This window comes from Candidatus Nitrosoglobus terrae (assembly GCF_002356115.1).
GTDB lineage: Bacteria > Pseudomonadota > Gammaproteobacteria > Nitrosococcales > Nitrosococcaceae > Nitrosoglobus > Nitrosoglobus terrae.
This window is the reverse complement of record NZ_AP014836.1, coordinates 189,432-206,856: the sequence shown is the minus strand read 5'-3', so window position 1 is coordinate 206,856 and position 17,425 is coordinate 189,432. Positions and strand designations below refer to the sequence as shown.

The following is a 17,425-nucleotide window of genomic DNA, read 5'->3' as shown; positions in this document are numbered from 1 at the left end:
CTATAGGACAATCTCTAATAAATATGGCTCAAAATCCTAATAATTTAATCTGGTTAGATCTGGAAATGAGCGGTCTTGATACAACTCAAGATGCTATTCTCGAGATTGCTACTATCGTGACCGATAACAACCTTAACATTATCGAAGAAGGACCCGTATTTGCTATCCACCAAGAAAACATAATTTTGGAAAATATGGACGAGTGGAATACTCGTCAGCACGCAAAATCGGGCCTTATTGAGCGAGTACGTAATAGCCCTATTGATGAAGCCACTGCTGAACAACGCACATTAGAATTTTTATGCAAACACACCCTGCCTCAGACCTCACCCATATGTGGCAATAGTATTTGCCAAGATCGGCGTTTCCTAGCTCGTCATATGAGGGAGTTAGAAGCTTATTTTCATTACCGAAATCTTGATGTCAGCACGATTAAAGAGCTTGCTAAACATTGGGCACCCGATATTGCCAAAGGTTTCAAGAAAGAAAATTCCCACCTCGCTTTAGCTGATATTCGCGAATCCATCCAAGAGCTAATTTATTATCGAAGTCATTTCTTTCGCCTACCTGATTCAGGGAACATCAATAATTGTTAGGCATTTCGCAAAGCCTAATTAAAAAATACCTTGTCTCTCTTTAAAGGCTAATATTAGTAGCCCTATCGCTTAGTAATAGTATAAATATATCTAAGCCTAGTAGCATTTTTTTAGCGCCACAGATACGATAATCTGTACCTGTTACCTACTAAATTAAATCCTATGGCAAATCAATAATATAGAACAGAATAATGATATTAGCCCTTATAGTTACAGTCAGTTGCTGACCGGAAAATTATTGCTAATCATAGAGGTATCTTTAGATGGCCATTCTACCCCTTGCTTTATACACTGCTGATCAGGTACGTGAATTAGATCGACGTACTATCGAAGAGTTTAAGATCTCTAGCGCTACGCTCATGGAGCGAGCAGGCGCTGTCACGCTAGAGAAACTACGCAAACACTGGCCTCAAACGCAACGTCTGGCCGTAGTTTGTGGTGTTGGTAATAACGGGGGTGACGGTTACGTTCTCGCCCGCCTAGCTCGTAAAGCGGAAATGTACGTAACCGTTTATCAAATAGGCAATGGCGATCAATTGAGCGCTGATTCTCGTGCAGCTCAGCAAAGTCTTTTAAACAATGGAGTGGCCATTCTCCCCTTTCAACCGCAGGCACTTCAGTCTACAGACGTTGTGGTAGATGCTATTTTTGGCACTGGGATTAATCGAGAAGTTACTGGTCCTTGGGCTGAGGCCATTCAAGCCATTAATGCCTCTGGGCACCCAGTACTCTCCATAGATATTCCCTCTGGCCTCCATGCTGACACGGGAAATGTTTCAGGCGTTGCCGTTAAGGCTCAGGTTACTACTACCTTTGTAGGTCTTAAGCAGGGAATGTTTACTTATTTAGGCCCAGATTACTGCGGGCAAATTACCTTTGACTCGCTGCAAATTCCCTCTGAAGCTTATGAAAATATTACTCCCTCCGCATATCGGATTATCCTTAAAGAAGGAATTGCCAAATTACCTCTCCGTGCCCGAGCTGGACATAAAGGGGATTATGGCCATGTGCTTATCATAGGAGGCGAGCAAGGAATGCCAGGGGCAGCGCGGATGGCAGGCGAGGCCGCTTATCGAGTAGGAACGGGGCTAGTGAGTATTGCAACCCGTGGCATTCATGCTTCCCTATTAAATATGGTTCGTCCTGAACTTATGTGTTATGGCGTAGAAAATGCTGAGGATCTAAAACCATTACTAGAACGGGCGACTGTTATCGTTATTGGCCCAGGGTTAGGGCAAGGTTATTGGGGTCAAATGATGTTTAATGAAGCCCTAAATAGTCCCCATCCTCTCGTGGTTGATGCCGATGCGCTTAATCTGTTAGCCAAATACCCTCAACAACATGAACGCTGGATTATCACCCCCCATCCAGGTGAAGCCTCGCGGTTGCTGGATCTTAGTATTAACGAAATACAATTAAATCGCTTTGCTGCCGTATATAACCTGCAACGGCGCTATGGTGGAGTAGCTATACTCAAAGGAAATGGGACTGTGGTGTGCTCAGGCGATCAGCCTTTAGGTTTATGCACAGCGGGTAACCCAGGAATGGCCAGTGGGGGTATGGGAGATGTTCTTTCTGGAGCGATTGCTGGTCTTCTAGCCCAAGGGCTTACACTTAGCGAAGCAGCTAATATTGGTGTTACGATTCACGCCATGGCGGGTGATCGCGCCGCCCGTGAACATGGAGAGCGTGGATTATTAGCTGGAGATTTAATGCCCTATCTTCGACGTTTAGCAAATCTACAGATGAACTGATGCACAAAATCATTTTAGCCAATGAGGGTGCCACCCTTAATCTAGGCACCCACTTGGCCCAAGCTAGCCAAGAAAACACCATCATTTTCCTTACAGGCACCTTGGGAGCGGGGAAAACGACCTTAGTGCGCGGATTTCTGCGGGCTTTTGGGCATCAAGGAGTAGTAAAAAGCCCCACCTACACCTTAGTGGAAACCTACATATTCAACCAGAAACAATTATATCATTTTGATTTTTATCGCTTAGCCGCCCCCCAAGAATTAGAATTTATTGGCCTTCAAGATTACTTTACCTCAGATTCTATCTGCCTAGTGGAATGGCCAGAACACGGTGAAAGCCTATTGCCGCCCCCTGATCTTTACATTAGCCTAGAGTATGCAGTAAACAACAGCCGATCCGCTTGCCTCCAAGCTAATACCAAGAAAGGGGAAACCCTGTTGCAGAGCATTCTAGAATCAAGATGATTCTGAATAAACTTTAATAGGAAAAAATAACTCTCTATTTAATAAATAATAAATACAGATAAATTACCTGCTCTAATCAAATTTAGCTAAAGGGCTGGCGTAAGATACCGATTTCTAAGCGACTGTGAACAAAATAGCGTACCTACTATTAATCCAGCTGCTACTCCCTACGTTGGCTTTTGCAGCGGCACGGGTACAGGGCGTACGCGTTTGGTCTGCTACAGAGAAAACACGACTAGTTTTTGACTTAAACACGTCTGCCCAATACCGGATCTTTACGCTAACTCAACCTGATCGGGTGGTCATTGATCTAGCAAATACTCATCTTAAACAACCACTATCTAGTAATGGCTTTAATAGTGAGCTACTTTTAGGACTTCGTAGCACCCCTAAAAATAATGGAATCCTAAGAATAGTTCTTGATTTAGCTACTGCAGCTCACTCAAAAAGTTTTTTGCTTAGCCCCTATAAAACCTATGGCTACCGTTTAGTCGTTGATTTAACCCAGGTCAATCAAAAAAAACCAGCTAAACCCATTGCTAATCTAGCTCAAGCTAATCGTAAAGAGCCCCCAAAAAAACCGGATAGATCTGCTGTTGACTTAGCCCAAGTTACCCATAAAAAATCGACTAAAACAGCCGTTAATTTAACTCAAGCCCATCATAAAGAGCCTCAGAAAAAACCAGCTAAAATAGTTGTTGCTACAGCAGTAAAAAATACGCCACGAGATGTCATTATTGCCATCGACCCAGGTCATGGTGGCCAAGATCCAGGGGCTATTGGTCCCAAAAAAACACGGGAAAAAGACGTAGTGTTAGCGATCGCACAAAAATTAGCCCAGTTGGTAGCACTGGAGCCGGGGATGCGCCCGGTCATGATTCGTAGCGGTGATTACTATGTCAGCTTAGGGGATCGCATTAAAAAAGCTCGGCAGCATAAAGCAGATTTGTTTATCTCTATACACGCGGATGCCGTCACTCATCCCAAGGCTCGAGGCGCTTCCGTTTATATTCTTTCGGAAAAAGGAGCCAGTAGTACGGCAGCACGCTATCTAGCAGAAAAGGAAAATAAATCAGATCTTATCGGTGGTGTACGCTTAAGTAGTAAAGATAACCAAGTAGCCCAAGTTTTATTAGATTTATCTCAAACTTCAACCCGAAGATCCAGCTTAGAAGTTGCCGATAACATCCTGACTCATTTGCAAGAAATAGGTGAAATTCACAATCAAAACGTGCAATACGCCGGCTTCGCCGTCCTAAAATCCCCTGATATTCCTTCGGTATTAGTAGAAACTGCTTTTATCTCCAACCCCCATGAAGAGAAAAAACTCAACAATCAGGCGCAGCAACTAGCATTAGCTACCGCTATGATGGAAGGTATTCGCCGTTACTTCTATAGCAATCCCTTACCCAATACCCTATTGGCTCAACGTCGTCACATTATTACCCTTGGAGACACCCTATCAGGGCTAGCTCAGCAATATAACGTAAGCTTAAATGAGTTACGGTTAGCGAATGGAATTAAAGATGATCGTATTAATCAAGGAGATATACTGCTTATTCCCTAGCCTCAACCTAGCAAACTTAAGGTCTACTTCTTGCCTCTGCCAGTGCATGCACAATAAGATCAAGACCTTCATTTACCAAGGATTCATGGGTGCATAAATGCAGGATACAAATTCTTAAAAAATAGTAGCCATCGATTTCAGTTCCAGTCGGCTAATGCTTGCCGAAAAGCTGTTACCCCATGAAGCTTAAAGGGTAACCATAGACGTAAACCACGCCATTCTCGGGAAAGTTCTGGGGAAAATTCCCGAAAATCTAACTGATCCTCATTAGCTTGTAGCTCAGGTAAATAAGCAGCTGGGGAAGTTCCAAAAGCTCGACGTAAATTTGACATATCCCGTACCAGCAAAGCTCCAGTACCATAAGCCAAGAAAAAACCTTTATAGGGATCAATTGCTAAAGAATCTGCTAGCTCCATCCCCGTAAATAAAGGCTGCAGTTCAGGTACTAATCGAAATGCAGCGCCATAAGCGCCATCGACATGAAACCAAAGATCATGATTTATCGCCACCTCAGCAATTTCAATTAGGGGATCAATAGCGCCCGTGCTTACCGTCCCCGCTGTACCGCAAACAAAAAATGGTACTAGATCACAGTCTCGATCCTGATGCACAGCTTGTGCTAAAAGATCTATCCGTAGACGAAACTGGGAATCAACCGGAATTGGGCGTAAATTCCGCTCAGGAATACCCGCTACCCGAGCAGCCTTAGCCACCGCATAGTGCACTTCACTGGAGTAATAAACTGTGCCTTTCAGGATCTCATCTCCTAAGTACTTCTCCCTTGCAGCCACTAAGGCAATCAAGGTTGACATAGAAGCTCCAGAGGTTAAAAGCCCTAATGATCCTTGGGGTAACCCCATTAACTCCGCTAGCCATCGTAAAACTTGGGTTTCAAGCTCAACGGCAGCAGGTGCCGCTGCCCACATACCCGTGTAACGATTAACAGTAGCTGCAATCAGCTCTCCAAGGGCAGAAGAAAATAATCCTCCTCCAGGAATATAAGCCAGATAGCTAGGGCTGGCGGGGTTAAAAGCTGCTGGAATCACTTTTTTGAAGAGAAAATCCAATAACTCATCAGACGAACTTGGCTCCTCTGGCACTGACTCTTGCAGCCAAGCAGCTTCAGAATCAAAAATCTCAGTGGCTTGAACTGGCTGTTGATCTATAATCTATAGTATCTACAAACAAAGCTAATCGCTGACCTACTTCATCTAGAAGCTTTTGTAGACTAGCTGAGGAAGGATCTAACACGGATAATTTTTCATCTACGCTTGAAACGTGCATAAATTTCTTTTACCAGCATTGTGTCTATTACCAAAACAGATTGTACCCATCACCACTACCCATCCATTTATGCAATAGCTATTATTTTGAAGGCATCTCTTATAGAATAAAAATGTTAACTAGATTTACTCTAGCCACGAGGATTCAGCCGGGTTTAATCACAAAAACATGATTAATGATATTAATCCATATTTTCCTAAAAATGTTTTGCTGTAGAGAGTTGATTTCTCATCCATTTTTTACCCTCTTTACTATTGCCTCTCAATTTATCGCGAGTGCAGCCGAATAATAACCAAGAATATCAACAAGCACCTGAGCAGAGATTATGCCCTACTATTTTACCGTAATCCTCACTAGCCTCTTGTTCTCTTTAGCCACCCCAGTGTTATCCCAGTCACAAAATTTATTTCCCCGGCCACCAGAGATTGAGCAAGATGTCCATTTCTGGATCCGAGTATATACTGAGATTGATGATAGCCATGGATTTATCCATGATAAAGAGCACCTAAACGTAATTTATGAGACTCTCAATTTGCCCAGCAAATCGGATCAGCAAGCTATTAAGAATCGAAAGCAGCACTATCAAGAAATATTGCTGCAGTTGGCTGATGGTAAAAGGAAAAATCTCACTAAAGAAGAACAGCGAGTATTAGCCCTTTGGCCCCGAGGTATCAGTAATAAAGATTTGCAGGCTGCAGCTGACGAGATTCGTTTTCAGCGAGGGCAATCCAACCGATTTCGCGAAGGACTCATTCGCGCTAGTGCCTATAAACCTTTTATTTTTAAAACTTTAGATTCTCTCAATCTACCCCGAGAGCTGGTGGCTATACCCCATGTTGAGTCTTCATTTAACCCAGCGGCTTATTCCCATGCTGGAGCGGCAGGATTATGGCAATTTACCCGCCCCACTGGGCAGAAATTTCTACGGGTTGATCACCTAGTAGATGAACGGTTAGACCCCTTCCAAGCCACAATAGGAGCGGCACAACTACTCAAGCATAATTATGAGATTGTAGGTACTTGGCCTTTGGCTATTACCGCTTACAATCATGGTATATCCGGAATGATCCAAGCTAAAGGACGAGTAGGCACCTCAGATATTGTGGCCATTCGGAAACGTTATAAAAGCCCCATTTTCGGCTTTGCCTCGCGTAATTACTATGTAGCTTTTCTTGCTGCCTTAGAAGTAGATGCTAAGGCAAAACACTATTTTGGATCTTTACCCCTCAATCCGCCCCAAAAAAATGAGGTTATAGAGCTTAAAAGTTTTGTTTCTATAAATTCTTTACAGCGAGCGCTAAAGATCGATCATGCTACGCTAAAAAAGCATAATCCAGCGCTACTTTCAGCCATCTGGGAGGGTAAAAAATATGTACCCCAAGGCTACAAATTAAGAATCCCCTGTACACCTACCTGTCGTGGCACCAAAACCATAGCCTATCTAGCACCTTGGGAGCAATTTGATAAACAAGTACCTGATCAGTTTCATCAAGTCCAACGAGGAGAAACACTATCGGGTATTGCTAATCACTATAGCATTAAAATCCAAGAACTTGCCGAATTTAATGGGCTATCCAACCTTCAGAATATCCGGGCAGGTCAGCGCCTGCGGCTACCCCTATCCATACCTCAGCCTATAGCCAAAGATTATATCGTGCAACGAGGAGATACCCTTTCTAGTATCGCCCATCGCTTTGGCGTTGCTTTACAGGCTTTATTAAAAACCAATAAAATTACCGATAAACATCAAATTTATGAAGGCCAGCGGCTACAGCTTGCTCAATCTTCATCAAAAGAGTAGATGAAAGTTTGTGGCTAATAAAATCTAGCCTAATTACTCTGATGATATGGTCATTTTCTCTTATATTCTATACCCGTTGCGCCATTATTTTGCTTTGCAACCTTATGGGCATGGGCTTCCGTGCCTCCCTCGATACCACTGTATATGGGTTATTTTTTTATCGATTTTATCAAGAAAAATGGCAAAAATGCGGTAACAAATACAGTCCACCAAGACAGTGGTAGGCAAACTAAAGCAACAAGCACCATTATTATTACTGACATAAATAATATCGACTGATTATCTACATCTAATAAAAGAATGAATCCTTTTATATGTGCAATCAAAAAAGCCAACGTAATCAAGACCGTTATTGCTATCCCTATGTGAAATAACGGCAGACTACCTAATACCATCGTATTCACCAGCTCAGACTGGTATCCTAATTCACTTCTAAGCACTACAGCACTCCATTTAGGGTAAGCCCCAGTGATATTTAAACAGTGTTATTCAATAAATATACCTGATATACAGATCATATTAAAACGTTAGCATTAGCTTACAAAACCCCTGATACTAGCCGCAAAGCCTCGCGAATAACCTTGACCCCAGATCCAGAATGATGCGCATTTTCACTTAAATAACGACGCCAAATTTTCGCACCAGGCTGCCTCTGAAATAACCCTAGCATAGGACGAATCATCACACTTAAAGGGGTATTACTCATTAGCTGCCGTTCTATATAAGATAAAAAAGCCATCACAATCTCATAGCGGGTTGGTAGCGGATGAAAATCTCCATAAAACCACTGATCTACGTTAGCTAGCAAATAAGGGTTATGATAAACTTCTCGACCAATCATCACCCCATCCACCCATTTTAAATGCCCCTGAACCTCTTCCAAGGTCGTAATACCGCCATTAATCACCACCTCTAAGTTGGGAAAATCCTGTTTAATCGCCCGCACCAACTCATAACGTAAAGGCGGGATTTCCCGATTTTCTTTAGGGCTTAACCCTTGAAGCCAAGCCTTACGAGCATGGATAATAAAAGTCTTACAGCCTGCCTGCCTTACCTTATCGATGAACTGGCATAACAACTCATAAGAGTCCTGCTCATCAACCCCAATTCGGCTCTTAACTGTTACTGGAATTGAAGCAGCTCGACTCATTGCCGCAACACACTCAGCGACTAACCCAGGAGTTTTCATCAAGCAAACGCCAAAACGGCCAAACTGCACTCGATCGCTAGGGCAGCCCACATTAAGATTGACCTCATCAAATCCATAGTCTACGGCCATTTGCGCACATTGATCTAGCTCCTTTGGATCGCTACCTCCTAGCTGTAAAGCTAGAGGATGCTCAGCATTATCGTAAGCTAGAAGCCGATCCCGATCTCCATGGATCAGCGCCCCTGTAGTAACCATCTCAGTATAAAGTAATACCTGCTGGGAAATTAAACGCAGCAGATAACGGCAATGACGATCCGTCCAGTCCATCATCGGTGCTACGGAGAGGGTACGATTTAAACCGCCTAGAGTAGATTGAGAATAACCAGTTGTTTCCATATAGAACTTTTCGCCATTGCTGTTCCTGTCATTGCCGTTGATCCTTATCTCGCTAATGCTAGCGCCATTGCAGTCTATCGCAAGCTTGGATTTCAAGTAACGGGATCGGTACAACAAATAGATTGGGAGCGTATTCTATCAATGACAGTTAGATTCGATAACATCAATAAATCGTACCAGTTTAAAAACATACGCTCCTAGATTCAGAAAAAACAGGTAAAATATCCTTATAACTCTAACCCCTAAGAGGTCAGCATGGCTGGAAATACTCTATACGACAAACTCTGGAATTCCCATGTCATCCATACCGATTCCAGTGGTACCACTTTACTCTATATCGATCGGCATCTACTCCATGAAGTCACCTCACCCCAAGCTTTTGAAGGGCTACGGCTTGCGGACCGTAAACCTTGGCGAAAAGACGCTAATCTTGCGGTGTCGGATCACAACGTACCTACTACCCATCGCGATCAAGGGATTGCAGATCCTATTTCCCGTACTCAAGTAGAAACGCTTGATCAAAATTGCCAAGAATTTGATCTGACTCAGTTTAAAATGAATGATCCTCGCCAAGGTATCGTCCATATTATCGGCCCAGAACAAGGTGCCACTTTACCAGGAATGACGGTGGTTTGTGGCGACTCTCACACAGCTACCCATGGGGCTTTTGGTGCCCTAGCCTTTGGTATCGGCACTTCAGATGTTGAGCATGTACTGGCCACCCAGTGCCTCCTCCAGAAAAAATCAAAGAATATGCTAATTCAGGTGGACGGTAAATTAGCTTCTGGGGTCTATAGCAAGGATCTAATTCTTGCCATTATTGCTCAGATCGGCACTGCAGGGGGTACTGGCTATACTATTGAATTTGCTGGGGAAACAATCCGATTCTTATCCATGGAGGGACGAATGACTTTATGTAATATGGCCATTGAAGCGGGAGCTCGATCGGGTTTAGTAGCAGTAGATGACGTGACCATTAATTACCTCAAAGGTCGACCTTTTGCCCCTTCTCCTCAATACTGGAAGCAGGCAGTGAATGTTTGGCGAAACTTAAAAAGTGATCCAGACGCTCATTTTGATCAAACTGTTACCCTCAACGTAGCCCACCTAAAACCTCAAGTTAGCTGGGGCACCTCTCCTGAAATGGTCGCTGCTGTAGATGGGCGAGTGCCCGACCCTCAGCAAGAAACTGATCCTATCAAGCGAAATAGCATGGAAAGAGCCTTGGAATACATGGGACTTAAAGCCAATACGCCCATCAGTGCTATCTATCCCGATGTGGTTTTTATTGGCTCCTGCACTAATGCCCGGATAGAAGATCTGCGAGAAGCTGCCAAGGTGATCGTTGGCCATAAAGTCGCTAAAAATATCAAACAAGCCCTTATTGTACCTGGATCTGGGTTAGTCAAACGCCAAGCGGAAGCCGAAGGGTTGGATGAAATTTTTAAAGCCGCCGGATTTGAATGGCGGGAACCTGGTTGCTCCATGTGCTTAGCTATGAACGCCGATCGCCTTGAATCCGGAGAGCGTTGCGCTTCCACCTCCAATCGCAACTTTGAAGGCCGCCAAGGCCAAGGAGGCCGCACCCATCTGGTAAGTCCAGCCATGGCAGCAGCAGCGGCAATTGCCGGCCACTTTACCGATGTTTCAACCTTAATCACTTTACACTAAAATCCCTTGAATATAGCTACTCTCACTCAACAGCTCCATACGCTCAGCGACTTCATTCGCTGGGGAGCTAGCCGCTTTAATGAAGCAGGGCTTTTTTTCGGCCATGGGACGAATAACGCTGTGGATGAAGCCATGACTCTAGTCTTGCACACTCTTCATCTGCCCCAGCACAATCTACCGACTGAACTTTTCTCATCTCAACTGACTGAAGTAGAAAAACGGCAAGTACTAACGCTAATAGAACATCGAATTAAGGAACGAATTCCAGCGCCTTATCTCACCCATGAAGCTTGGTTTGCGGATTTAAGCTTTTATGTGGATGAGCGGGTGCTAATCCCCCGCTCCCCCATTGCCGAGCTGATTAAAAATCGCTTTGACTCCCTTATAGATCCTGAACAAGTTCGCACGCTCCTAGATCTAGGTACCGGTAGCGGCTGTATTGCTATTGCAGCCGCTTACGCCTTCCCCGAATCCCAAGTAGATGCGGTAGATATTCATGAATCCGCACTCGCCGTAGCCCAAATCAATATCCAACATCATGGTTTGGAATCCCGAGTTCAAGCCATGCCTTCTAATCTTTTTGAGAGGCTAAACAATCGATTCTATGATCTTATCCTTAGCAATCCGCCGTATGTGAGTGCAGAAGAGCTGGCAACCTTACCTCAAGAATACCATCATGAACCTCGACAAGCTTTAGAAGCTGATAAGAACGGGCTAGATATCGTGCTACAGATCCTCCATCAAGCCTCTGAATATCTTCATGATCAAGGTATCCTCATTGTAGAGGTAGGCAATAGCGAGGATATCCTTATCCAAACATTACCTGAAATCCCTTTTACTTGGCTGGCATTTGAGCACGGTGGCCATGGGGTATTTCTCCTCACACGGGAGCAGTTAATTCATTATAAGGAAATCATTAAAAAAGCCTTGAAGACCTAAGACCTAATAAATCAAAGTAGCACCCTCTTTTTTCATTTCATCAAATATCAGCGGGTGACTAGGAAAGCAGCGATAAAGCCAGATCGGCTACTGAGAAATCAAATTACTAAAATTTTAGAAGGTAGGCAGTGTTCTATAGTCAGTAATCACAAACAGCTTGAACTATAGAACACTGTCTTTAACATCCCTACTCTACAGGCAACAAAGAAAATAAATTAATCGATACAACAGATTAAATTTCACTTCCTATTTGTTACTGTTCGAACCGCATAAAGCCTAAGATTTATGCTGCAATCCATGATAAATTATATACTTCTGGGAACGGACTCTTGTCATATTTTATATTGCCTTTAGGATCAATATCTTTCTTCAGCAAAACCTGCCGCACCATTTCCGGAATCATCACCATACCGACATAACGACCTAGGCATTGATGAGCACCAAAACCAAAATGGAAGTAGTTATACCAGTTGCGTTGCGGAATAAATTCATCTGGAGATTCGAATGCTCGTTCATCGAACATTGCAGACAACGTCACCAACAATACATAAGTATTGGCGCGTAAAACCGTCTTATATTCTGTTCCCTCTCCCACCATATAGTCGCTAGCGGTGGTACGGAATAAATACGACGTGATTGGTACAAATCGCAGCGCTTCCCACACAATGCCATCGAACTCGGTAGTATCCTCCTTTTGTGCAGCGGCTTTGGCCATAGCCAACCATTGTGAATGCTGAAATAAATATTGTAGCACTTGAGCGACAGCTTGCGACGTTGTCTCGATTGCACCGATCAGAAGGCCGCCGGCGTTTATACCTAACTGTTTGATGTCAAAATCCAATGTTTTAGCAAAACTGGTGCGCAGCATCCGAGTGACAATATCATCATCCAGCCGGACAATCGTCGAGAACGTCAATTTTTCGAGTTTTACCGCCGGCAAGCGCTTTGCAATCAGCATCACGATATAGTCACCGAGTTTCTTGGAAGTCTCATTATGGCGATTGATAATCTGCTGCGAAATGTCCGTCGGGACTAGGTCGAATGGCTGATTATGAAAGGTATCATATTGATTCCAGTATGACCATTCAATTAAATCTTCTCGCTTCGCGCCTGTCAGTCCAAAATATTTTTGAACTAACGTCGCCGGTACCATCCGGCAAAAACTGTTCACAATTTCAATCTTGCCTTTAGCATCATCGAGAATTCCACTGGCAATTTCCGCAACTAAATTGCGTACCCTTGGTAAATCATCGCGATTCAGCATAAATTGCATTAGCGATTTCTCACGAGTATGCAACGCATTATCATCATTCGCTATCAGATAGCTAGGATCCATCTTAGGATTAGGCGGCTCATAATACGGTTTAACAGTGAATACCTTATACATCGTTAAGATTTCTCTGACATCGTCAAAGCGGGTGACCAGCGTGCAGTCCGGCGTTACTAAGATCGGGCGGTTGGCACGCAGTTCCTTAAAAAATGGCAACGGTTCCGTATCTATCTAGCGCCGTACCAGCGGAAATTTTTCTGCATCGGGGGCCGCATCATACCGTTCAAGATAACTTGCACTCATTTCATTACTCCCCTCTCATTCATTAATCATTAATGATGGCTAATTGCTCATAATAAATTACAGAGTCTTAAGATATTCCAGCAAATCCAGCCGCTCTTCCTTAGTCAGCGGTTTTAGAGTTTCTCCATTCAACTGCTTCGTTTTACCAGCTGCATATTCATGCCCCGCATTGCTATTACCTTTTAACTGAGTATCGAATTTATAGCCCTGATACCCGCTGCTCTTCAAACCCACCTTTACCGAATCAAATTCACGCGACCCAACCTTAAATTGATCCGGACGGTACTCACCGTCTTCCGGATCGCCTGCACGTTTCTTAGGTAATAATAAATCGTACAGTGTCGGTACTGAGCCGTTATGCAAATACGGAGCCGTCGCCCAAATACCGTTCAGTGATCGCGCTTTGTAGGCATTCAACGAAGCCAGCGGTTTTGCGGTCGTATCCGGATCATAATTGCCATGTTTGATCGATGGTTTAATTTCATTGCTGGAATACGCCTTAACAATATCGATAACCCAATCAAACCAGCGCTGAAAAAACAGCTTATCAGGATCCGGCGTTGCGACCACGTTCAAAGTCGCCTTGGTCAACAAAGCAGCTACCGGTACTTTCTGATCCAGTAAGATGCTACCAACACCGAGATTGACATATTGGTCACGCAGTATTCCAGAGTATCCAGTATAGCTGAAACCGTTCTCGGCCATCACCGGATCGGTGCCAACATCGCTGACCCTAGACATATTCGCAATAATACGGCGGCCTAGATCATCGCGAACAATATTTGCATGACAGCCAGCGCAGTACTCATTAAACAAAGATAGACCTCGCGATGCGCGTCCCCTGTCAATAGCGCCTAAAATATCTTCCGGCCATTGTGGAGACTGCAATTTTTGCAGATGAAATTCAGTTTCGCGCAGATTGTGCACATTTACCGAAGAATCAAAGCTGATTTTCGTACGGGTATTTTGTCCGCCAATCAGCGTGGAAAGGTTTGCCTTTTTCGCCTCATGCCAATCCAGTGTACCGAATACGCCAATCACTTCACCGGTATTGCGTCCGACCGGCCCTAGCCCAGCGTTGGCAGCCAGACCGTTCCATTGCACATAATCATGTTGCGGGATATCCCATAGAAAAGGATAGCTAACAGGCGCATCCGCTGGATTGAATAACGCTTTGCGCAACTGCTCTAATTGCTGCATGGTCAAATTCTGCGCCAGACGTTCCATCACGCGGTCACGCTGATCGCCAGTCACAATCTTCCCCATATCTGTCAGAATCTTGTTAAGTTTTTTATCCGGTATACCGTCGTCACCCACGATGCGGCGGTCGCGCAATAAATTGTCTAACTCTCTTTCGTTAATGAGATATTCGAGCACGCGATTATAAATGCGTCCAAAAGCATCTAGTCGCGCATAACCGTAGGGTGTTGGACTGTGGTTAATGATTGTATAGCTGGTAAGACGCAGTTCATATTTCTCTAGATAATACTTCACCCTCTGATTTGTAATTGCCACGCGCCAACACATCCTTGACAAACCGGACTCTGGCTTCTTCATGCTTACGCACGTATTTCAATGCTGCCGAGAGTCCTTCCATGATCTTTTCCATATCCGCGCTGGCCGGACCGCCATCGATGCGGATACCAACACCATTATAATTGATTTGTCCAGTATGGCAGGCAGCGCAAGTCAGGCCGATGTATTCCTTGCCTCTATAATCATCCTTAACCCAGCCAACTGGCAATGCATCCGGATTGGTGGAAGTCGCTTTCTGGGGTAGGTAGCGATAAAAATTCATGTTCTCGTTTGAGCGGAAAAGCTTAGTTTCTCCCGTCTTTTCCAGCACCATAAAGAAATCGTAGGGCATTAGGTCAGAACCCTGCGTAATCGTGTAAAACCACAGGCTATCGGAAACGTTCCAACCTTGATCGAGATATTTAACCGTTTTATAGCTATCACCAAACAGAATCTTGCTTAACTGTAGCCGCACCGCGATCGGTATCGGCATCGGTTCCTGGAATTAGTGTACGGGTGGATAAAATTGCAATGAATAAACCTAACACTACAATAAAAAACAACAACTGCTTTCTCGATAACGCAAAAATCTTTTTCACGGTAATCTCCTTTTCGCTTGAATTTGTTTAATTAGTACTGATAAAAAGGATGATAATTGCAGTGTAATCCTTTCATATATATTAGTTTATTATCAAGAATAAAATAGATAAGAAAAATCATAAAAATGTGATAGCCTACTTACTCTTCAGCATAGCATCATCAGGCAACGATAGATGCCCTCATCCAAGCATTACCTGAAATCCCCTTTACTTGGCTGGCATTTGAGCACGGCGGCCATGGGGTATTTCTCCTCACACGAGAGCAGTTAATTATAAGGAAATCATTAAAAAAGCCTGAAGATCTAATAAATCAAGGTAATACTCTTTTTTTCCATTTAGATATGGCCTAGATCTACCGATAAACTCATAAACGAGCGCATCAGATCTTGCTATATCTTAGGAATCAGAGCATGAATTTACTTAAAATTTCGAGTATTTGTATTATTGCTAGTATTAGCCAGCTCATTGAAGCTATAGAGATGGAACAGGAACAATACGCGTTGTCTACTAGTAACTCTCCAATTAAAAGTGAGGCACAGCAAGCCATTACTACAGAAAGTACTCAAGAAATGGCAACTATGCTTCCTGCTCAAAAACGAGAAGATCAGAGACAAAATTACGCTTTTAGCACTTCTCAATCAGATAATCCTGCTTTAAATCAATCAGCACCTATTAAACCTGAACTACCTAAACTAGATCCTAATATTGCCCCCCATATATTTGAAGAAAATGATACTAAGAGAATATTGTTGCTGAACTCTCAAAATAGCATAAGCCTTGCAGCTGGATTACAAGCCGGTATTCAGTTACCTGAAGTGGTCAGTAAAGATAAAGGTATTCAGAAAATTTATGCGTTACTGAAAAAAGATCCAACAGGCCAGTCTTTGAATAAGGATTTAGGAATTAGTAATGGAATTGAGATTACCGCTATGATAAAAAATGCTCAATTAGAAATAAAGAAGCGACCAGAATTATCAGCTATTAACCCGGCCATAAGTAGAATCATACAGAAGTTAGCTAACTATGGCTTTAATGACGCGCCAAGAATAATTAAGTCAGCACGGAATATTGCGGTTGGCGTTGCTGTATTATCAATTGCAGCTGGAGGTAAGATTGGCTCTGCATTAGGGTTATATTCTGATAAAAAGGTACTAAACTTAGTAGTAAACATACTACTCAATTATTGAAGTTAAATTAGTAACAACAAAACTCTAATTGATAAAATAGCAACACCTTAAGTAAAGTAGCAAAAATTATTAATACTAATAAAATGAATGACTAATAGTCTCTAAAGTTCGATCTTTATGTACATTACAAGCTGAGTAACGTTTAAGGAATAAACGGATGATTTTACTTAAAACTTTAAGTATTTGTATTATCATAGGTCTTAGTGCTTCAGCAGAAGCAATAGAATTAGAACAGCAACAATCCCATGGGGCTTGGTACAGCGGGATTACCCATACTGATGATGGAGCTCAGGCTTATAGGGCGATGAGCGCTTTAGAGACAAAAAGAAAAAATACTCAATTTATAATAAACCTACTGAATAATTGTAGCGAAATCTATCCACATATATTCTTTTTTACGTCAAAAGAATTAAATTATAATGGAATAATTAAGCGAGGAGTATTTTATGCGCGGGTAGATGTAAAAAAATGATTAAAGGACATTGGATAGCAGTCATCAATAATAATAGCAATTTATCAGGATTTATTGCACTAGACACGCCAGAACTAAATCAATTTGTTAACGACCTAAAAATTGGCAATACACTACGAATAAAGCTCAATTTCCCAAAAATACAGAAGAAAAATGATATCTACCTTAATTACTCATTATCTGGATCAGGAGACGCTATTACTCGGGCAGTATCACTATGTGAACGGAATCGAGATCCTGATAAACAGTATTTTGAAGAACAGGCTATAGAAAAGCTAACACCTGATATCAGCGAAATCCCTCTTAAAGGAGAGCAGTCAAACATTATCTTCGGCTACTGAGGAGCCTATTCCTGCTGAGAAACCTATCTGGGAACGTGCACAAGCCGCTCTCCAAAAGCAAAACTACCAAGAAGCCTTTAATAATCTCTGCTCGCAACTTGCCAGCACAAACGATG

Annotated in this window: 15 protein-coding genes and 1 pseudogene; 11 read left to right on the top strand and 5 right to left on the bottom strand. The window is 43.0% G+C overall.

Annotated features, from left to right (window positions below; translation table 11 throughout):
• Positions 1–23: 23 nt before the first annotated feature.
• The 4 genes from orn (at position 24) to TAO_RS01010 (ending at position 4,381) form a co-directional block, all read left to right on the top strand.
• Positions 24–596, top strand: coding sequence for an oligoribonuclease (gene orn / locus TAO_RS01025; RefSeq protein WP_096526220.1), 573 nt, complete (start codon positions 24–26; stop codon positions 594–596).
• Positions 597–859: 263 nt separating this feature from the next.
• Positions 860–2,350 (top strand): NAD(P)H-hydrate dehydratase, encoded by a 1,491-nt coding sequence (locus tag TAO_RS01020; protein ID WP_096526219.1) that lies wholly within the window; start codon positions 860–862, stop codon positions 2,348–2,350.
• A complete protein-coding gene (gene tsaE / locus TAO_RS01015) occupies positions 2,350–2,814 on the top strand; it encodes a tRNA (adenosine(37)-N6)-threonylcarbamoyltransferase complex ATPase subunit type 1 TsaE (RefSeq protein WP_096526218.1) in 465 nt (154 codons plus the stop codon). Before TAO_RS01020 ends, tsaE begins: the two co-directional genes overlap by 1 nt.
• A 124-nt stretch (positions 2,815–2,938) precedes the next feature.
• Positions 2,939–4,381 carry an N-acetylmuramoyl-L-alanine amidase gene (locus TAO_RS01010; RefSeq protein WP_096526217.1) on the top strand — a complete coding sequence of 481 codons (1,443 nt, stop codon included), beginning with the start codon at positions 2,939–2,941 and terminating at the stop codon, positions 4,379–4,381.
• Between the two features lie 137 nt (positions 4,382–4,518).
• Here TAO_RS01010 and TAO_RS01005 read toward each other — a convergent pair whose 3' ends face one another.
• Positions 4,519–5,481, bottom strand: coding sequence for a pyridoxal phosphate-dependent decarboxylase family protein (locus TAO_RS01005; RefSeq protein WP_231910528.1), 963 nt, complete (start codon positions 5,479–5,481; stop codon positions 4,519–4,521).
• A gap of 509 nt (positions 5,482–5,990) precedes the next feature.
• On the opposite strand from TAO_RS01005, the gene TAO_RS01000 reads away from it, so the two are divergent.
• On the top strand, positions 5,991–7,466 hold the full coding sequence (locus TAO_RS01000; protein WP_096526216.1) for a lytic transglycosylase domain-containing protein: 1,476 nt from the start codon (positions 5,991–5,993) through the stop codon (positions 7,464–7,466).
• Between the two features lie 149 nt (positions 7,467–7,615).
• On the opposite strand, the gene TAO_RS09595 is transcribed toward TAO_RS01000, so the two are convergent.
• Both TAO_RS09595 and dusA read right to left on the bottom strand, forming a co-directional pair.
• Positions 7,616–7,906, bottom strand: coding sequence for a hypothetical protein (locus tag TAO_RS09595; RefSeq protein ID WP_172419028.1), 291 nt, complete (start codon positions 7,904–7,906; stop codon positions 7,616–7,618).
• A 98-nt stretch (positions 7,907–8,004) separates the two neighbouring features.
• Positions 8,005–9,012: a tRNA dihydrouridine(20/20a) synthase DusA gene (dusA, locus tag TAO_RS00990; RefSeq protein ID WP_096526214.1), complete on the bottom strand. Its 1,008-nt coding sequence runs from the start codon at positions 9,010–9,012 to the stop codon at positions 8,005–8,007.
• On the opposite strand from dusA, the gene TAO_RS09590 reads away from it, so the two are divergent.
• The 3 genes from TAO_RS09590 to prmB are packed head-to-tail and all read left to right on the top strand — an operon-like array spanning position 8,989 to position 11,622.
• Positions 8,989–9,213: an N-acetyltransferase gene (locus tag TAO_RS09590; RefSeq protein ID WP_172419027.1), complete on the top strand. Its 225-nt coding sequence runs from the start codon at positions 8,989–8,991 to the stop codon at positions 9,211–9,213. The genes dusA and TAO_RS09590 overlap by 24 nt on opposite strands.
• Before the next feature lie 54 nt (positions 9,214–9,267).
• Positions 9,268–10,683 (top strand): 3-isopropylmalate dehydratase large subunit, encoded by a 1,416-nt coding sequence (gene leuC, locus TAO_RS00985; protein ID WP_096526213.1) that lies wholly within the window; start codon positions 9,268–9,270, stop codon positions 10,681–10,683.
• 6 nt (positions 10,684–10,689) lie between these two features.
• Entirely contained in the window at positions 10,690–11,622 is a 933-nt protein-coding gene (prmB, locus tag TAO_RS00980; protein WP_096526212.1) for a 50S ribosomal protein L3 N(5)-glutamine methyltransferase, read from the top strand.
• 283 nt (positions 11,623–11,905) lie between these two features.
• On the opposite strand, the gene TAO_RS00975 is transcribed toward prmB, so the two are convergent.
• Both TAO_RS00975 and TAO_RS00970 read right to left on the bottom strand, forming a co-directional pair.
• On the bottom strand, positions 11,906–13,108 hold the full coding sequence (locus TAO_RS00975) for a cytochrome P450 (RefSeq protein ID WP_197702491.1): 1,203 nt from the start codon (positions 13,106–13,108) through the stop codon (positions 11,906–11,908).
• Between the two features lie 144 nt (positions 13,109–13,252).
• A pseudogene (locus TAO_RS00970) lies at positions 13,253–15,062 on the bottom strand (di-heme-cytochrome C peroxidase).
• 657 nt (positions 15,063–15,719) lie between these two features.
• Between TAO_RS00970 and TAO_RS00960 the strand changes: the two are divergent.
• The 3 genes from TAO_RS00960 to TAO_RS00950 all read left to right on the top strand — a co-directional run bounded on the left by TAO_RS00960 (position 15,720) and on the right by TAO_RS00950 (position 17,309).
• Entirely contained in the window at positions 15,720–16,496 is a 777-nt protein-coding gene (locus tag TAO_RS00960; RefSeq protein WP_096526211.1) for a hypothetical protein, read from the top strand.
• 157 nt (positions 16,497–16,653) lie between these two features.
• Positions 16,654–16,968, top strand: a complete 315-nt coding sequence (locus tag TAO_RS00955) for a hypothetical protein (RefSeq protein ID WP_096526210.1) — start codon at positions 16,654–16,656, stop codon at positions 16,966–16,968.
• Positions 16,965–17,309, top strand: a complete 345-nt coding sequence (locus TAO_RS00950) for a hypothetical protein (protein WP_096526209.1) — start codon at positions 16,965–16,967, stop codon at positions 17,307–17,309. The genes TAO_RS00955 and TAO_RS00950 overlap by 4 nt, the downstream gene beginning before the upstream one ends.
• Positions 17,310–17,425 lie beyond the last annotated feature (116 nt).